The sequence below is a fragment of the Rhodococcus sp. NPDC056516 genome, assembly GCF_042794655.1.
Classification (GTDB): Bacteria; Actinomycetota; Actinomycetes; order Mycobacteriales; family Mycobacteriaceae; genus Rhodococcus_F.
In genome coordinates, this window is the sequence record NZ_JBHTTG010000005.1 from 165,971 (window position 1) to 183,230 (window position 17,260).

The 17,260-nt window shown below is 62.3% G+C and carries 13 protein-coding genes and 1 pseudogene; 4 read left to right on the forward strand and 10 right to left on the reverse strand.

Annotated elements, in window-relative coordinates:
• Positions 1 to 572: 572 nt before the first annotated feature.
• Together ACFQ6Y_RS16595 and ACFQ6Y_RS16600 are read right to left on the reverse strand one after the other, a co-directional pair.
• Positions 573 to 827, reverse strand: coding sequence for a hypothetical protein (locus tag ACFQ6Y_RS16595; protein ID WP_378634707.1), 255 nt, complete (start codon positions 825 to 827; stop codon positions 573 to 575).
• 58 nt (positions 828 to 885) lie between these two features.
• On the reverse strand, positions 886 to 1,146 hold the full coding sequence (locus ACFQ6Y_RS16600; protein WP_378634710.1) for a hypothetical protein: 261 nt from the start codon (positions 1,144 to 1,146) through the stop codon (positions 886 to 888).
• Between the two features lie 1,650 nt (positions 1,147 to 2,796).
• Between ACFQ6Y_RS16600 and ACFQ6Y_RS16605 the strand changes: the two are divergent.
• A pseudogene (locus ACFQ6Y_RS16605) lies at positions 2,797 to 4,533 on the forward strand (heavy metal translocating P-type ATPase); the annotation flags it as partial.
• An 18-nt stretch (positions 4,534 to 4,551) separates the two neighbouring features.
• Here the strand turns inward: ACFQ6Y_RS16605 and ACFQ6Y_RS16610 are convergent.
• From ACFQ6Y_RS16610 to ACFQ6Y_RS16625, 4 genes are all read right to left on the reverse strand, one after another.
• Positions 4,552 to 5,322: an alpha/beta fold hydrolase gene (locus tag ACFQ6Y_RS16610; protein ID WP_378635677.1), complete on the reverse strand. Its 771-nt coding sequence runs from the start codon at positions 5,320 to 5,322 to the stop codon at positions 4,552 to 4,554.
• Positions 5,323 to 5,559: 237 nt separating this feature from the next.
• Positions 5,560 to 6,003 carry a hypothetical protein gene (locus ACFQ6Y_RS16615; protein WP_378634713.1) on the reverse strand — a complete coding sequence of 148 codons (444 nt, stop codon included), beginning with the start codon at positions 6,001 to 6,003 and terminating at the stop codon, positions 5,560 to 5,562.
• Between the two features lie 50 nt (positions 6,004 to 6,053).
• On the reverse strand, positions 6,054 to 7,655 hold the full coding sequence (locus tag ACFQ6Y_RS16620) for an ABC-F family ATP-binding cassette domain-containing protein (RefSeq protein WP_378634716.1): 1,602 nt from the start codon (positions 7,653 to 7,655) through the stop codon (positions 6,054 to 6,056).
• Positions 7,656 to 7,873: 218 nt separating this feature from the next.
• Positions 7,874 to 8,428 (reverse strand): hypothetical protein, encoded by a 555-nt coding sequence (locus ACFQ6Y_RS16625; RefSeq protein WP_378634719.1) that lies wholly within the window; start codon positions 8,426 to 8,428, stop codon positions 7,874 to 7,876.
• Between the two features lie 96 nt (positions 8,429 to 8,524).
• On the opposite strand from ACFQ6Y_RS16625, the gene ACFQ6Y_RS16630 reads away from it, so the two are divergent.
• The 3 genes from ACFQ6Y_RS16630 to ACFQ6Y_RS16640 all read left to right on the forward strand — a co-directional run bounded on the left by ACFQ6Y_RS16630 (position 8,525) and on the right by ACFQ6Y_RS16640 (position 12,909).
• The gene (locus ACFQ6Y_RS16630; RefSeq protein WP_378634723.1) at positions 8,525 to 10,345 is read left to right on the forward strand and encodes a penicillin-binding transpeptidase domain-containing protein; all 1,821 of its coding nucleotides are present in this window, start codon (positions 8,525 to 8,527) and stop codon (positions 10,343 to 10,345) included.
• A gap of 107 nt (positions 10,346 to 10,452) precedes the next feature.
• Positions 10,453 to 12,141 (forward strand): NTF2-like N-terminal transpeptidase domain-containing protein, encoded by a 1,689-nt coding sequence (locus ACFQ6Y_RS16635; RefSeq protein WP_378634728.1) that lies wholly within the window; start codon positions 10,453 to 10,455, stop codon positions 12,139 to 12,141.
• A 30-nt stretch (positions 12,142 to 12,171) separates the two neighbouring features.
• Positions 12,172 to 12,909, forward strand: coding sequence for a sulfite exporter TauE/SafE family protein (locus ACFQ6Y_RS16640; protein ID WP_003945554.1), 738 nt, complete (start codon positions 12,172 to 12,174; stop codon positions 12,907 to 12,909).
• 6 nt (positions 12,910 to 12,915) lie between these two features.
• On the opposite strand, the gene ACFQ6Y_RS16645 is transcribed toward ACFQ6Y_RS16640, so the two are convergent.
• The 4 genes from ACFQ6Y_RS16645 to ACFQ6Y_RS16660 all read right to left on the reverse strand — a co-directional run bounded on the left by ACFQ6Y_RS16645 (position 12,916) and on the right by ACFQ6Y_RS16660 (position 17,251).
• Positions 12,916 to 14,388, reverse strand: a complete 1,473-nt coding sequence (locus ACFQ6Y_RS16645) for a peptide MFS transporter (RefSeq protein ID WP_378634732.1) — start codon at positions 14,386 to 14,388, stop codon at positions 12,916 to 12,918.
• A gap of 57 nt (positions 14,389 to 14,445) precedes the next feature.
• On the reverse strand, positions 14,446 to 14,823 hold the full coding sequence (locus ACFQ6Y_RS16650; RefSeq protein ID WP_378535419.1) for a DUF3054 domain-containing protein: 378 nt from the start codon (positions 14,821 to 14,823) through the stop codon (positions 14,446 to 14,448).
• A gap of 64 nt (positions 14,824 to 14,887) precedes the next feature.
• Positions 14,888 to 15,436, reverse strand: coding sequence for a YceI family protein (locus ACFQ6Y_RS16655; RefSeq protein ID WP_019747097.1), 549 nt, complete (start codon positions 15,434 to 15,436; stop codon positions 14,888 to 14,890).
• Between the two features lie 78 nt (positions 15,437 to 15,514).
• Positions 15,515 to 17,251 (reverse strand): 2-isopropylmalate synthase, encoded by a 1,737-nt coding sequence (locus tag ACFQ6Y_RS16660; RefSeq protein ID WP_378547606.1) that lies wholly within the window; start codon positions 17,249 to 17,251, stop codon positions 15,515 to 15,517.
• Positions 17,252 to 17,260: the final 9 nt, after the last annotated feature.

Genomic DNA, 17,260 nt, shown 5'->3' on the forward strand with positions numbered 1-17,260 from the left:
GGACATCACACCCGAGAAGAGAACCGCAGTGGCCACGAGCAAGGCGAGAAGAACAAGCAAACCGCAGCCCACCTTCGCCGCCTACTGGCACCCGGTCATCCTGGCGCCCAACGCAACCGGACTCCATGTCCTCGCCTACGGCGTCATCGGCGATCAGAGCTCGAGTTCCCGGCGGAACGCCGCCAACTCTTGTTCTGCCGTGCTCACCCCGGTAAGCACTCGTCGGGCCGCGGCTCCTTCGAGGTGATCGGCGAACCCGCACCAGCCGATACGACCATCTGCTGGATCGAATCCGGTCGATAACGCCCCGATGGCGTGGTCGAGTGGCTTTTCGATGCGCCGTTGGACGCACCCTCGTGATCGTGCCGAGTTCCGTGGTGGCGTGGAGCGCCACCAAAGCAATGAACTCCCTTCACGGGATCGCCGAAACCCCGGTGACATGCACATCGTGGCAGAGGTCGATCCCGGGTTTTCGATAACGACCTATCGACCATCCGAGCCGAGATGCGCCCCGATTATTCTGAACGGACGACTGCCGGATGAGGGGTGCTGCGCCGGTGCGCCTTCGCCATCTACGGCTCGTTCACTGAACTCCACCCGCGCTCGGGCTTCGGTAGGTCTGAGTCGAAGTGGTTGCGGGCATATTCCTCGATCGCCAGCTGCGCGAGTTCCTTGCTGTTGAGACCCAACTGTTCACCCATGCGGAAGAACAACCTAATGGTTGGCGATGGAAGTTTGAACGTGATTTCGAGTTCGATGACGTCCTCGGGTTTGGTGTTCAGTGCTTCGGTCAACCTCGTGGAGGTCGCATCGGGGAGTTCGGTCATGGGGACCATCCTGTTCCAGGCAGCAGGTGCCTTCCTCGAGATTCGAACGAACGGGGGTTCAGAATTCGATTATCGAGTCCATGTTGTTCTGGGAGTCCGTGTGAAAATAGAGTGAGCCGCCATCTTGTTTCGTCTTCGCGACTATCCATCCTCGCTGTGTTGAGCCGTGGCGAATGGTGTCGAGCTCAGGCTGGTCTTCGTTCAAGCAATCGCTGATCGAAATATTCGCTTTCGACGTTGCTTGGCTTCCATCAGGCAAGATCTCGGTGAGTTCCAGTGATGCGGCTGTCATGAAACTCGTACCCGGATCGAGGGTCACCGTAAATTCCAAAGCTTGATAGAAACCTGATCCAGATCCACAAGGGACATTCGTCTGGATAGATTCGAGAGTCGCAGTCCCTCTGGTGCTACCGAGACTGATCCCAGTCTTGTCGCCGGGCTTGAGGATGGCAGGCTCACTTGCCGCGACCGGAGTTCCGTTCGACGAGGGGTTGGGTAACGCGACCGTAGTCGGAGAGCCGGAATCCGAGACGTCGGCGCTGGAGCCACACGCTGAAAGAACAAGAGCTGTAGCGATTATCCCCGCGGCATAAATTTGCATTCGCATCAGAGGACTATAGACGTTCGTTACTCCGTATCTATTCTTGTCTGCGAACTTCGGGGCCGTCGATGCCGGTCGACGAAGCCGCCGATCCTTCGAAATCGTTCAGGCGGACGAGTACCCGAACGTTTCTCCACACGATCTACCGCCGCATCGAAATAATATGACACCTCACGCGGCGACAGATCAGGTATCGACACCGAGAATATCGCTCTTACCGTTGCTCGACACACCTCGCAGTGCGACAAAAATTTCGACTTCTCCGCGAATCTCGTGTGCTGGATCAGTGTAAGAAATTCCGCCCAGCCGCCCCAGCTCTTCCACCAACGGCACGCCGCGGTGATGACCCGGAGCGGTGACCGTCGAACCGCACCCCGGCTTGTGGCCGGCAACCCCGCCTAACACCCGCGAGGAAGACGAAAATATTGCTGTGCCGGTGCGGCGGCGGCGCTACGTGGATCCGACTCTGCACCGACCGCGCACACGATCGCCCTGTTCTGGTCGAAGGTCCACCCGAAAAGTCGGTCTCCGGGGCAGGTGCGGAGCCAAAGACTTAACGCTCCCACACCGACGACTACGCACCGGTCTGACGTCAGAAAAGTGTGTCCTGTCCCTGCCCGGTTCGGTCTTTGCGCAAAAAGTGCGTCTTCGTCGTAGCCGTATCGGAAGGCATTGCAGATCGCGAGGGAGCGGTCGCAACGCGGTCGCCCGGTGCCGTCGAGGAGAGTATGTCCAGATAGCCGGCCGAGCGCGACAGCGAAGCGCACGTTCTCCGAATATGTCGACCGCACGAGATGATCGGAGCCGACGCGCAAGCACAACGGTTCGTTGCATTTGTGCTCGCACACCACATCATCGTCGAGGATTCCGTGCATCAACTCCATCGAGAAGCGGTGCGTGAGGACGGTGCGTTGCCGCCTGTGGCGTTGATAGTTGAAGCGCCCGTAAACATCTGGAGCACTGGTGGCCCCTGTCCAATGTGAACATGTCGGGGACTGCACGCGCGGTAGACGAGGGCCAGACTGTCGTCACCCGATTTGTTTCAATTGCGAAACGCCGCAATGGAGTTTCCGAGTATCGGAGGGAACTCCGAACCGCGATCCGTTCGGTAACTCGTCCCGCTTGGGAGAAGGTTGTGGGCGTGGTGTACAGCGGAAATAGCCGGACCGGCAGATGGCTTCCCCGGTCCCGGTTTCTACGAACGGGCAGGAGTGGACGAGTCCCCGACGTTTCTGACGGAGCGGACTGATCGTCACAGCGCCGTCCGAGCCGAGACTCGCTTTCCTCGTCTCGGTCATCTTCCCTCGCCCTTCCTTTTCGACCATCCGATCCGGTCACCGATGTAAACCCTGATCGAAGCCCGACCGTGTTGCTTTCTTCGCCTCCTGGGCTGCGAGTCTGCACTGGGTGGATCACACTCTCGATTTCTGGTGGGAACTCGCGCTTCTGATCGTGATCATGTTGTTGGGCCACTGGATCGAGATGCGTTCGCTCAGTCAGACCTCGAGCGCCTTGGATTCGCTTGCCGCGTTGCTGCCCGACGAGGCGGAACGGGTGGCGGGCGATTCGGTGGAAACCGTGCCCACCACAGCTCTGGTCACCGGTGACCTGGTGATAGTTCGTCCCGGCGCCCGCGTTCCCTCGGACGGAACGGTGGTCGAGGGCAGTGCTGACATGGACGAATCCATGATCACAGGCGAGTCGAAGACAGTTCGGCGCACTGTCGGTGACCAGGTGGTGGCCGGCACCGTAGCCACCGACTCGGCGCTGCGGCTGCGAGTCACCGCGGTGGGCGAAGACACCGCGCTCGCCGGTATCCGTCGCCTGGTCGAGCAGGCCCAGAATTCGTCGAGTCGTGCCCAGGTGTTGGCGGACAAGGCCGCTGCCCTGCTCTTCTGGTACGCACTCGGCGCGGCAGTGTTGACCGCGATCGCCTGGAGCATCTGGGGCACACCGGAAAGCGCGGTGACCCGTACGATCACCGTTCTGGTGATCGCCTGCCCGCACGCGCTCGGGCTGGCGATTCCGCTGGTCGTGTCGATCGCGACCGAGCGGGCGGCTCGGGCTGGGTTTCTGATCACGGACCGCATGGCCCTCGAGGCGATGCGCAACGTAGACACCGTTCTCTTCGACAAGACCGGCACTCTCACCAAGGGGGAGCCGGCAGTGGTCGGTGTGCGCGGTGTCGACGGGTATTCCGATGACGAAGTTCTCGGCGCTGCCGCAGCCGTCGAATTCGACAGTGAACATCCACTCGGACGCGCCGTGGTTGCAGCAGCGCGGGAGTTGTCACTCGAATTCACTGCGGGTTCGGACTTTCAGGCGCACAACGGGATCGGGGTTGCGGCGGACGTCGACGGTGCACGCTTAGGCGTCGGCGGACCGGGAATGTTGAGATCGGTCGGTGCCACGCCGATCCCGGGGACCGAAGAGTGGCTCAGCGACGGGTCGACGGTTCTGCACGTGGTGCGTGACGAGAAGGTGATCGGTGCATTGGCATTGGCCGACGAGATCCGCCCGGAATCAGTATTGGCTGTCGACGCCCTCCACTCTCGCGGTGTGCGCGTAGCCATGGTCACCGGAGACGCGGAGGCCGTGGCACATTCGGTTGCCCGCACGCTCGGGATCGACGAGGTCTTCGCCGAGGTGCTTCCGCAGGACAAGGGGGCGCAGGTATCGGGGCTTCAGGCTGCGGGCCACCGCGTGGCGATGGTCGGCGACGGGGTCAACGATGCGCCGGCGCTCGCCCAGGCGGATGTGGGCATCGCGATCGGTGCCGGAACGGACGTGGCGATCGCGTCGGCGGGAGTTGTTCTGGCCAGCGATGATCCGCGATCGGTGAGCTCGGTCATCGAGCTGTCCCGCGCCACCTACCGGAAGATGGTCCAGAACCTTTGGTGGGCAGCGGGATACAACGCGATCTCGGTTCCCCTCGCTGCGGGAGTGCTGGCGCCCGTCGGGTTCGTGCTGCCGATGGAGGTCGGAGCAATCCTGATGTCGGTGTCCACCGTGGTAGTTGCCGCGAATGCGCAGTTGCTGCGGCGCTTGGACTTGCGGCAACCACCGGTGACTGCACTCGAGTCGAAAGTGCTCACACCTCAGTAGCAGTCGGGTGTAGCCGGACTACTGACGGCTCAGGAACGGAATGAGCGCACGCAGCACAGCTTCGGAGTCCGCGACTGCGCTCGCATGATCAGCGCCCTCGATCACGGTCAAGGCACTGTCCGGGATCATCGACGCGAGATGCTCGGTATCCGGTAGGCGCTCGCGATCTCTCGATCCGACGAACAACAAAGTCGGCGTGGTGATCCGTTGAAGCACCGCGTCGTCGACGCCCTTCTCCTTCTCCGCTCGCCGCATGTATGCCGCGAGTGCGAGTGCGTCGTTGATTCGAAACGCGGTCGCAGTCTGGGGATCCACCGGTTTTCCGCGCCGAGCGCCCCAACCGGACAGGAACCCTTCGATACCGCCGCTTTCGAGTGCCTCGATGCAACCGGGAAAGAACAATGCGTCGAACGCACCCGTCATCGGTCGGCTACTACCGCCCCCGACGGTCAACGACCGCACCCGTTCGGAGTGCTCTACTGCCAGTGACATCACCGAACGCCCGCCGAACGAGTATCCGAGGACGTGAGCCGGTTCGAACGGAGACTCCGTATCGAGAATTTCCAGAAGGTCAGCGACCACCAGATCCATTGCATACGAATCGGAGTCGTGCGGCTTGTCGCTGCGTCCGTGACCCCGCATGTCGACGAGGATCAGACGGTACCGGTCCTGGAGTGCCTTGACGTACCCGAAGCCACGCCAGATGGAGCGCGACAACGCCGTGCCGTGCACCATCAACAGGGGTGGGCCATCGCCTACGATCTGATAGGCGATTCGCGCACCGTCCACCGGGTTTCTCACGTCGTGCAACACCCGTCCAGTATGGGTGCCAGTTGCTACGCACGTGAACTCGAGTAGTCCTCCGGACACATTCGACGGATGCCGTGGACTTTCACGAACAGTCGGGCCATCAACTCGGCCTCCCTCAGAGCTACCGGTCACTGCCCGGCGGGGCAGTGCCCACTGTTCCAAGCAGTGCATCGGTGAAGGGGTCTGCAGTGCTGACGCCTGCTGCTATTCCCCGAATCAGAGCCTCGAAATCAGCGGCGACGATGGTGACCTCCTCGAACTCCGGCTCTCTCCCGCGGCAACCTGACCGTCGGGTGCGAGCGCCAGGTACTCGTACCCATTGCGTACCGACATCAGGACCGGGAGGTGAGTGGACCAGAAGGCGTTGATCGCCGCGCGCTCCGCCGGCCCGGAAGCGACCGCCAGGCTCTCGTGCCGGAACGCATTCCAGGGAAACGCCTCATCGCTGACGCCAACACCACCGGCATAGTTCTCTGCCGAGAGAAACCACACCTGGTCGTCGGAACTGGCAAGTACGGAGAACGAACTCGCCCACACTATGAGTTGGTCACAACCGCCGACCAGTGGTTGCGGAACTGGGGCAGAGGCCGATCGAGTAGGTTCTTCGCGAACCCAACCTGCGAGCGACAGCGCAGCGGTTGCGTCGAGGTGAAGGCACATCGCCCCACGGTAGGCCGGACCGTCAAGCACCGTTGGCGACAACCGTCGGCCTACTCGGGATCGATGTCTCGAATACCAGTCTCGTCCATGCTGATCCACCGCGTTATGCCGATGTCGCGCAGAAACGGCAGATCGTGACTCACCACCACCATGGCACCGCGGAAATCGGAAAGTGCCTGCGTGAGGTGAGCGAGACTCGGTAGGTCCAGGTTGTTGGTCGGCTCGTCGAGAAGAAGCAACTGGGGCGCGGGTTCGGCCAGAAGGATCGTCGCTAACGCCGCGCGCAATCGTTCACCGCCGGAGAGCGCAGAAGCCAACACGTCGGAATCCGTTCCCCGGAAAAGGAACCGTGCCAACTGCCCGCGAATTTCCTCGGCTGTCGCGTGTGGCGCGGCCAAAGCGACGTTGTCTGCCACCGAGAGATCCTCGTCGAACACGTCGAGACGTTGGGGGAGCGCACGAGAGGCAACGAACGGAGTCGACGCAGCGAGTGCATCGAGCAACGTTGTCTTGCCGATTCCGTTGCGTCCCAGTAGCGCAATCCGCTCCGGCCCGGTGATCTGGAGCGATACCCCTTGGCCGCTCCGCAACGTCACCTCGTCGAGCCGCGCAACCTGCTGCCCCGGATGAACCTCTGTAGCAGGAAGGTCCAGGCGGATCTCGCGATCGTCTCGAAGGAGTTCCTCTGCCTCCGACAGGGCGGACTTGGCCTCGCCCACCTTCCCGATATGGTTGAGGGCCAGCTTTCCGGCCGAAACTTGGGCTTGGCGTTTTCGTTCCTGCGCGATAATCAGTGGCACCCGCTTGTTCTCGAACATCTTCTGCCCATAGCGCTTACGTCGGTCCAGTTTTGTTCGAGCGTCGATCAGCTCGCGGCTCTGCTTCGCCAGATCGGCCTTGGCGTCGCGAACGGTGGCGAGTGCGTTTTCCTGCTCAGCGGTCACGACCTCCTGGTAGTGCGAGTAGTTGCCGCCGAACACGCGTAGATCCCCTCGACGTAGTTCGACGGTGTACTCCGCGGTGTCGAGCAGTTCCCGGTCGTGGCTGACGATCAGTACGGTTCCCGGAAACTGTTGGACTGCAGCATGAACTCGTGATCGAGCGTCGCGGTCCAGGTTGTTGGTCGGCTCGTCGAGGAGTAGCATTTGCGGATTCTTCAGCAGCGTTGCGGTCAGGCCGAGTAGGACGGTCTCTCCGCCGGAGAGGGTACCGACGGTTCGGCTCAATGCTGCGGTATCCGGAACTACCTTCTCGAGGCCGAGTCGATGCAAGGTGGAGAGAGCGCTCTCCTCGATATCCCAGTTGTTGTCCACGAGCGCAAAGTCGGATTCGGAGCCGTCGCCGGTTTCGATGCGGTGCAATGCGTTTCGTAGTTCGTGGATACCGAGGATGTCATCCACCCGAACGCTCGGATCGAGTGTGATGTCTTGGCGGAGGTAGCCGACCTCGCCGGAGGCGGTCACGGATCCGGATTCCGGTGAGAGCTCTCCCGCGATCAATCGCAGCAGAGTTGACTTTCCCGACCCGTTAAGTCCCACGAGACCGACACGGCCACTGGGGAATACAAAATTGGTGCGGGAAAAGACTGATTCGCCGTCCGGCCAGATGAAGGTGAGATCCGAGAGCGACAGAGAAAGATGGGATTGGGTCATGAGTACTCCAGAGGGTGCTTGGACTGTGCGCCCGGCTCAGCAAGTGCTGATGGGTGCGAGTGCCTTCGCGTGATGAACCTCTAGAGGAGCAACGGCCCGTTTCCTGTTCTGTCGGGAATGATTCGTGTTCCAGGTTAGAACACTCGAACGGTCCCGTGCAATCGAATTATTCTGTGCTGTCGGTCTCGTCAGTGTTCGGTGCTCAGATTTTCTGGCCTTCAGATCTTCGGGCCTTCGGATCGGAGATCGTCGACCTTCGACATCGCTTCGCGAAGTTCAGTGAGCCACTGTTCGCTGTGCTTGCCCGCCAACCGAACTGTCCACATGAGGGCATCCGCTCGCGAACGAGCGACACCCGCGTCCACCAGAGTGTCGAGAACCTTGCGTTCGGGTTGGCGTAGTCGTGTCATGACCGGTACCGCGAGATGTGTGAACAGGACAGTCTTTTCGTCCAGGCGTACGCCCCACGCGACCTTGCGTCCGTAGCGAGCCTCGGCCTCGTCGGCGATGCGCATCCGGTCGGCGCGCGTGGTTTCGCGAAAGCGCGAGATCCTTCCGTCCGTGGCTGCCTCGCCGCCGTCGACTGCCGGGAGTTCACCAATCACGACGATTTCTTCGCGGTCGACCTGGACGTCGGCGGTGCCGGTGAACCAATCGTCGGGAAGTCGACCGGCAAACCAGTCGGACGCATCACTCGCGTCGGGAACCGACGCCTGTTGCCAACCTCCGGGACGGCCGAACCTGCGGTCGCCGGAGTTTTGTGAGTTCTTCATGGCGTTCTCCTCGGAGAGCTGGTGGAGTGTGGCGTGCGTTTATTGCACTGATTACATGATTACACCGATAGTCGAACTGGCGCCACAAATTCGGGCATGATCGGAGTCGTGCGCCTTTCACACGCTCGTCAGAGCTTCCGAACTTTCCGTCGTCCCGTGGCTGCCGTAGCTCTGGGGGTATTGGCCGCAGGATCGGTAGTTGCCTGCAGTTCTGGCCCTGACCAGCCGAAATCAGTGGCAGAGGAGTTCGCGTCCGCGCTCACCGCGGATGACGTGCAAGCGGCGGCAGCCCTCACCACCGACCCGGCGGCGGCGTCGACTGCAATTTCGGCCCTGATCGACGGACTGGGCAAGGACGAGGGAACGTTCACCGTCTCCGACGCCACCGAGCCCGGTGATTCTGCGGGGACGTTCACACTCGATGCGGCGTGGAAGTTCGGTGAAGGTCAGGACTGGAACTACTCGACGCAGGGAAACGCGTCGAAAAGCGGGGACAACTGGCTGATCCAGTGGGACCCGGCGCTGTTGGCGCCGGACCTGACCTCCTCGACGACCCTGCGCTACACGCCCACGACCGGTGCTCCGCCGTCGGTGCTGGACGCTGCGGGCCAGCCGATCATGGAGCAGCAGGTGGTGACGCTGGTCAATCTCGATTCCGCCGCGGTGCCCCCGGTGGACACGGCAGCCGTGGCGGCCCTTCTCTCGCCCATCGCACCGACGATCACGGCGGCATCGCTGAGCGGCGATCTTGCGTCGGCAAGTGGGAAGCCGGTCACCGCAATCACTTTGCGGGCCGAGGATCTTGCACCGATCGAGGAGCGGTTGGCGGCGATTCCCGGAGTGAGCTTGGCACCGCAGGCGCGGTTGCTCTCGGTGGACAAAACTCTGGCGTCGCCGACGTTCAGTGGGTTGTCCGATCTGTGGCAGGAGGGGCAGGACAAGTCAGCAGGCTGGGCGGTACAGCAGGTGAAGCAGAACGGAACCGTCACCACAGTCGCCGGCCAAGACGGGCCGGTTGCTCCGAACATCGCGACAACCATCGACCGACCGCTGCAACTCGCGGCCGAGAACGCACTGGCCGGGGTGACGCAACAGGCGGCGATCGTTGCGCTGCAGCCGTCAACCGGAGCGGTGTTGGCGGTGGCCCAGAACGCCCCCGCAGACGCACAGGGCCCGATCGCGTTGACCGGCCGCCTGTACCCACCGGGTTCGACGTTCAAGACAGTGACGACGTCCGCGGCCCTGCAAGCCGGCGTCGCTACACCGGACACAGTTCTGCCGTGCCCGGGTACCGAGAACATCGAAGGGCGTCAGATCCCCAACGACGACGAGTTCGACCTCGGATCGGTTCCGCTGCACACGGCATTCGCGAAGTCGTGCAACACCACCATGGCGAGGATGGCCGTCGGTCTGCCTGCGGATGCCCTGCACAATGCGGGATTGCAGTTCGGGCTCGGCGTCGACTACGTGACCCCCGGGCTCACGACGGTGACGGGCAACGTCCCCGACGCGAACACTCCCGCCGAGCGCGTCGAGTCCGCGATCGGCCAGGGCACCGTGACCGCCACGCCTTTCGGGATGGCTCTCGTGGCGGCCTCGATCGCCAACGGAACCACGCCGTCGCCGATGTTGGTCAAGGGACAGGCCGGCGTGGCGGATCAGACGGTCGCACCTGCTCCCGCGGAGGTGACCGAACAGTTGCGGGTGATGATGCGCGAGACCGTCACGGGCGGTACTGCGACGTCGTTGCAGGACATTCCGGGGCTTCTCGGCAAGACCGGCACGGCCGAAACCGAGGGTGGCCCGGCACATGGGTGGTTTGTCGGAATCAAGGGAGACCTCGCATTTGCGGTATTCATCGCGGGTGCGGACAGCTCTTCACCTGCAGTGCAGGTAGCGGGCACTTTTCTGCGCTGAAACCTGTTTTCCGTTGCAGTTGGATCACACCGTCGTAGCTCAACCGTGACACGTTCGTAGGCATCCCGTGCTTGTTACTCGTGTGACAGAAGTAAAGAGTTACATGCATGGGGCCCGGAGGACAGCACAACCGTCGTGGAAAATATGTCGTTGCGTCGATAACTGCTGTCGTTCTGACAGTGGCGCTCGCGTCGTGTGTCATCGGTGGGGAGAAGAAATCCGACGCCGCCTCGGTGGTGGAGGACTTCGTCACCGCCCTCAACAACCACGACGCCGAAGCTGCCGCGGCGCTCACGTCGTACCCCAACGCGGCACGGCCGTCGATCCAGCAGATGTTCGACGGACTTGCCGCCAAGTCCACCGACTTCGACGTCGCTCAGGTCATGGATCTGGGTAGCGACTCCGGACTCTTCACACTCGACGCGTCCTGGAATTTCGGGGAAGGCAAGGACTGGAGCTACCAGTCGCAGGGTGAGGTTCGCGATCTGTCCGTCGGCTGGCGTGTGTCCTGGGACCCGTCGGTCCTCGTCCCCGACCTCGGCAACGGTCGCACCGTCTCGTACACCCGTACGGACGCAGCGCCGCCGAAGGTCGTCGACAGCACCGGCACCCTGCTCATGAACGAGCAGACCATCAACGCGATCACTCTCGACCCGGCCACCATGCCGGACCCCGTCGACACCACCCGTCGCCTCGCCACGGTCCTCGAACCTGTCGCGCCGTTGGTCACCTCGGAGTCGATGCTGGCCGACCTCGCCGCCAACCCCGCCAACCCCGGCAAGCCCGTCACCGCCGTACTGCTCCGCGATCCGGACTACGCCTACCTGGAAAGCGATTTTGCGATCCCCGGCGTCGTCGTGGTCAAGACACCCAAGCTGATCGCCTCCGACCGTCGCATCAACTCGCCGTTGCTCGATCCGCTGCGAACCGTGTGGCAGGCCAATCGTGACGCCACCGCCGGCTGGGCGGTCAACCTGGTCGAGTCCAACGGGTTCCCGATCAAGCAAGCCGGCTTCCAGGGACCTCCCGGCCCCGACGTCGCCGCGACTCTCGACTCGCACGCTCAACTTGCCGCGATCGAAGCCGTCGTCAGTGCGGGTACTCCTGCGGCCATCGTCGCGATCCGCCCGTCGGACGGCGCAATTCTGGCTGCAGCACAGAACAATCAGGCCATCGAACAGGGGCCCATCGCTTTCACCGGGTTGCGCCCGGCCGGCGGCGCCCTCGATCTGGTCCGTCTCGCATCGTCGATGCAGAACGGCGTCGACCCCGGAGCAGTGTCAGCCGAGCAGTTGGCCGACACGGGGCAGCAACTCGGACTGGGCAACGGCTTCCATATTCAGGGGCTCGAACAGCAGACTGCAGTGCTTGCCGCGAACCGCCCCGGCGTGGACCAGGCGATGAACAACGTGATGGCCAACAAGACGTCCAACGACTCGGGTGCGCCGACGGTGACTCCATTCGGGATGGCGATGCTGGCGGCGTCGATCGCCCGCGGTAGTGCCCCGCTTCCGATGATGGTCTTCGGACAACCGGCTACCGCCGACGTCGCCCCGACGGCATTGCCCGGCGATGTGAACAATCGTCTGCGTGACGCCATGCGAGGGGCCGGCGGTCTGGCCGGGTACCCGGACATGATGGCGGCCGGTGCGGCGAGCGGTGACGATCGCTGGTTCTACGGATCACGCGGAGACTTCGCATTCGCAGTGTTCGTCGCAGACGCCGACGGCGGCGATCGAGCAATGCAGATGACGGACAAGCTCTTCCAGGAACTCGGCAAGCCTGCCGACAAGTAGTACCGGGCACCGCGAGTAGATTCCTGGTTCGTGAACCTGCTCGATTTCCTTTTCCTCGTCGTAGCGGGATTCTTCAGCGGTCTTGTCGGTTTTGTCACTGGTCTTGCATCGATCGTTTCGTATCCGGCTTTGCTGAGCGTCGGGCTCTCACCGGTCAGCGCGAACATGACCAATACTGTTGCGTTGGTGGCCGTCGGCGTCGGAGCATTGGCGAACTCGTCCCGTGAAGTTGCCGATACCGGTCCGAAACTTGTTCGCTGGTCTCTCTATTCGGCGGCCGGTGGCATCATCGGTGCCCTCATCCTGTGGCTGGCACCGGAAGGTTCGTTCGAATCCGTTGTGCCGGCGATGGTCGTGTTCGCCTCGCTCGCGCTGCTGCTGCAACCGAAGATTCGTGAGTTGTCCGGCGGCGGTGACCGCCCCGGAATCTACTCGGCAGCACTGTTTGCCGTCGCGGTTTACGGCGGCTATTTCGGTGCCGGTGCCGGAGTCATCTTCCTGGCTGCGACGCTCATCCTCACTTCCGAAACGGTGTGGCGTGCAACGATCCTGAAGAGTTTCTTTCTCGGCATCGCCAATCTTGTGGCTGCACTCATCTTCGCCTTCTCCGGACAGGTGCATTGGGTGGCCGCGTTGGCGATGGCGCTCGGCGCGTTGGCCGGAGGTTGGTGTGGCCCGCCCGTCGTCAAGAAAATCCCGCCATCGGTACTGCGTGTGGCAGTAGCGATAGCGGGATTCGTGTTGGCTCTGTGGTTGTGGGTGAAGTGAGCCCGTCTACTTCACGCCCTGCATCAGCTTCTTGATCCACGGCGAGGCAAGAGCAAGAATCACTCCGATTCCGATCGACGAGAAACCGATGATCAGGAAGAACGGGCGACTGTCGTCGATGTCGAAGTAACCGGCCAAGGTTCCCGCCATCGAAGAACCCAATGCAACGGACAAGAAGAACAACGCCACCATCTGAGTGTGGAAGTGCTCGGGCGCGAGTTTGGTTGCAAGGGAAAGGCCGACGGGGGACAGGAAGAGTTCCGCGAAGGTGAAGAGCAGAAGCACACCGGCCAGGCCGAGGAGCGGTGCACTGTTCGGTCCGCCCCCGGTGATCGGGATGAACGCCAGGAACGCCAGACCCATCGTGCCGGTACCGAGCGCGAACTTGATCGGCGACGACGGCTGACGGTCACCGAGTTTGGTCCACATCGCTGCGAACACACCGGCAAAGATGATGATGAACACCGGATTGATCGACTGTACCCACGTCGGCGGGAAGTCCCAACCGAAGAGATTGCGGTCCAGGAGCTTGTCTGAGATCACCGGCACGGTGGTGAACTGCTGCTGAAACAGCGACCAGAAGGCCGCGCTCGCGATGAACATCGGGATGAATGCAAAGACTCGACTGCGTTCGACCTTGGTGACCTTCTTGCTGGTGAGCATGAGGAGGAAGTAACCGACCGACGCGACGATCGTGAGTCCGACAACGACGTCGGACATGTTGTCCGCCGTGATCAAACCGGTGACGGAGGCGACCGCGACGACGACGATCGCGGCAATGCCGATCCCGATGTAGAGTGCGCGCTTGTCCGCGGGCAACGGGTTGCCTGGCTCGGCTCCGATTCCGTGAAGATGCTTGCGGCCCAGCGTGTACTGGATCAAACCGAGCGCCATACCGACGGCGGCGAGAGCAAAACCGGCATGGAATCCCCAGGCGTCCTGGACGGCACCGGTGAGCAGCGGACCGACAAGCCCGCCGATGTTGATGCCCATGTAGAAGATGGAGAATCCGGCGTCGCGGCGGACATCCTTTTCGGAATAGAGATCTCCGACCAGTGAGGTCGCATTGGCCTTGAGACCACCACTGCCGAAGGCAACCATGACCAGGCCGACACCCACACCCCACATGCCGGGGAGAACCGACAGTGCGATGTGGCCGGCCATCACCAGTGAAGCGCTGTAGAAGAGGGTGCGCTCGGAGCCGAGAAGTCGGTCGGCCACCCACGCGCCGAGAATCGTCGACAGGTAGACGGTGCCGCCGTACGCGCCGACGATGCTGGTCGCTGCTGCCTGGCTGATGCCGAGGCCGCCGTCACTGACGCTGTAATACAGGTAGTAGATGAGGATGCCTTGCATCCCGTAGAAGGAGAATCTCTCCCACATCTCGACGCCGAACACGTTCGCCAGCGCAAAGGGCTGTCCGAAGAACCCCCGGTCTTCCTTTTCGCTACGTTCGACGGGCTCCGTAGTGTTGCTCATCCGAAAAGTGTCCTACGTCCTCGGGCATTTCGGGTGGTTCCGAGCCGTGGAATTTGGTTACGACTTGGTGCGAATCCTCGCTACCAACGGCACGAGTGCGCGCCAGCCGAGCAGGAACGCGCCGAGGACGAGAGTCGCGACGACGATGAAGCTGAACTGCGTGCCTTGACCGCTCAGCACTCGCAGGACCATGCCGATGACGACGGCGCCGAGCCAAACGGCAATGCCGGTGGGGAGCAGGAGAACGGGGTTGAACTTGTCGCGGTACAGCGCGAACGTGGCGGCCCATCCGATTGCCAGGCCGGTCAGGAACGGCCAGGATGTCTTCGCGAGACCGGCGAGCGCATTGGCTTCTTCGTGGGTACGGCGCCCTATCGCGCAGAAGATTATGACAAGAATGGCGTCGATCAGCAGGAATGGTGCGTACTTCTTCACGCTCACACCATACGACTGTGCGCCTTTATTAACCGCGGGCGGTTAATAAAGGCGCACAGTGAGGTTAGGCCTGGAGGCCGGCTTCGATCTCGAGGGTGATCGTGATCTTGTCGCCGACAACTGCTCCGCCGCCTTCGAGGGGCATCTCGATGGAGATGTCGAAGTCCTTGCGGTTGATGACGGTGGTGGCTTCGAATCCGGCGACGGGGCCCTGGCCCATGCCCGGGTTGACGCCGTTGAACTCGAGATTCAGCTCGACCTCGCGGGTGACGCCGTGGAGCGTGAAGTCGCCGGCGAGGACGAAGTCGCTGCCCTTGGAGCGCACTGCGGTGGACTTGAAGGTTGCCTTCGGGAACTTCTCGACGTCGAAGAAGTCAGCGGACTTGATGTGGCCGTCGCGCTGCTCGTTCTTGGTGTTGATGGAGTCCACGGAGATCTCGGCCTCGACGGCGGGGGTTCCGTCTTCGGCAACGGTGATCGTTCCGGAGAACTCGTCGAACGTTCCACGAACCTTGGAAACCATGAGGTGGCGAACCGAGAATCCGACGGTGGAGTGGACAGTGTCGATGACCCAGGTTCCGGCGGTCAATGTGGGCAAGGTTGCGGTGGTCATGGAAGCTCCTGAAGAAGTAGTTGAATGTTCAAGTTCTTGTAGCTTCAACTATGGACCCCCGGAAATCCTTCCGCAAGATCATGTGAGCTGCATCACAGTTCGTGTGCTAGCGGCGTAGACCGCGTGAAGCGCCGACGCCGTCACCGACTGATGCACCGCAATGCCCCAGCGCCCTTCACCGTTCACCACGCACTCTGCAATGGTGACTGCCGAATTCGCACTCCCGGAAGATTTCGGGTTGCGGGGCAGTGAATGCTGGGTGAGCGAGACGACCTCGACCGCCGAACCCTGTTCGGTCAGGATTTTGCTCAATGCCTCGACCGGTCCGGACGCGCTGGCTGCGGCGGTGACCTCGCGCCCGTCACGATCGATGGCGACGAACAACTGATCACCGTCGGCGGTGTGTTCCAGCGAGTACCGACGCACTCCTCCGTTGTACCCGTACTCGCGCAGCAGCAGGTTCCATAGCTGATCGGCCGTCATTTCGGTGCCCGAGTCGTCGGTCTCGAGTTGCACCCGCGAAGCGAAGTCGATCTGCAGACGCCGGGGGAGTTCGACTCCGTACTCGGTCTGCACCAGATAAGCGATTCCGCCCTTGCCCGACTGGCTGTTCACACGAATCACCGCCTGGTAGTCACGACCGACGTCGGCGGGGTCGATCGGCAGGTAGGGGACTGCCCACGGCGCCGATCCCGGATCGACGCCCGCGGCCTTCGCGCTCTCGTAGTGATGGGCGAAACCCTTCTTGATCGCATCCTGGTGGGTGCCGGAGAATGCCGTGTACACGAGATCGCCGCCGTACGGGTGACGCTCGTGGACGGGAATTCTGTTGCAGTACTCCACCGTTCGACGGATTTTGTCGATGTCGGAGAAGTCGATTTCCGGATCGACGCCTTGTGCATGCAGATTCAGCCCCAGTGTTACCAGGTCGACGTTGCCTGTGCGCTCGCCGTTGCCGAACAGGCACCCCTCGACGCGCTGCGCACCGGCCAGCACTGCCAGTTCGGCGCATGCAACCCCGGTGCCGCGGTCGTTGTGCGGGTGGACCGAGAGGATCACCGAATCGCGTCGGGCCAGGTTCTGGTGCATGTATTCGATCTGATCGGCATAGATGTTGGGGGTGGCGATTTCGACTGTGGCAGGCAGGTTGTGAATGACCGGGCGATCGGGACTGGCGTCCCAGAGTTCGGTAAGGCTGTTGCACACCTGCAGGATGTAGTCGGGCTCGGTGAGGTTGAAGACCTCGGGGGAGAACTCGAATCGCCATCCGTCGTGGCCTTCGCCGCCGCGAGCGACATCTTGTGCGGCGCGGAAAATCATGTCGTGCAACTCTTCTCGTTCCTTGCCGAGAACCACGTTTCGCCACGTCGGCGCCGTCGCCGTGTACATGTGGACGACCGCGTTCGGCAGTCCCTCGATCGATTGATACGTCCGCTCGATCAAATCCGTACGCGCGGCGGTGAATACGACGATGGTGACGTCGTCGGGAACGAGATCGAAGCGCACCAGGTCTCGAACGAAATCGAAATCGGTCTGGCTCGCGGAGGGGTAGCCGACCTCGATTTCCTTGTAGCCGATCGCCACCATCAGTTCGAACATTCGACGCTTGCGCTCGGGGTCCATCGGTTCCGCGAGGGCTTGGTTGCCGTCGCGCAGATCGACGGGCACCCAGAGGGGTGCCACGGTGGTGCGATTGGACGGCCACGTCCGCTCGAAAGTCGGAATGTCGACGCGGTCCCAGGCTGCGCGATAGCGCTCGGACGGCATGGGTGAGCGCTTCTGGTTGTTCCAGTGGTTGGAGCGGGTTGTACTCATCTTCGGTTT

Excerpts from the sequence above, each read along its gene's own strand:
- ACFQ6Y_RS16595 (WP_378634707.1), bottom strand. The coding sequence starts at position 827 with ATGACCGAACTCCCCGATGCGACCTCCACGAGGTTGACCGAAGCACTG.
- ACFQ6Y_RS16615 (WP_378634713.1), bottom strand. The coding sequence starts at position 6,003 with ATGTGCCTTCACCTCGACGCAACCGCTGCGCTGTCGCTCGCAGGTTGG.
- ACFQ6Y_RS16620 (WP_378634716.1), bottom strand. The coding sequence starts at position 7,655 with ATGACCCAATCCCATCTTTCTCTGTCGCTCTCGGATCTCACCTTCATC.
- ACFQ6Y_RS16625 (WP_378634719.1), bottom strand. The coding sequence starts at position 8,428 with ATGAAGAACTCACAAAACTCCGGCGACCGCAGGTTCGGCCGTCCCGGA.
- ACFQ6Y_RS16630 (WP_378634723.1), top strand. The coding sequence starts at position 8,525 with ATGATCGGAGTCGTGCGCCTTTCACACGCTCGTCAGAGCTTCCGAACT.
- ACFQ6Y_RS16635 (WP_378634728.1), top strand. The coding sequence starts at position 10,453 with ATGGGGCCCGGAGGACAGCACAACCGTCGTGGAAAATATGTCGTTGCG.
- ACFQ6Y_RS16645 (WP_378634732.1), bottom strand. The coding sequence starts at position 14,388 with ATGAGCAACACTACGGAGCCCGTCGAACGTAGCGAAAAGGAAGACCGG.
- ACFQ6Y_RS16655 (WP_019747097.1), bottom strand. The coding sequence starts at position 15,436 with ATGACCACCGCAACCTTGCCCACATTGACCGCCGGAACCTGGGTCATC.
- ACFQ6Y_RS16660 (WP_378547606.1), bottom strand. The coding sequence starts at position 17,251 with ATGAGTACAACCCGCTCCAACCACTGGAACAACCAGAAGCGCTCACCC.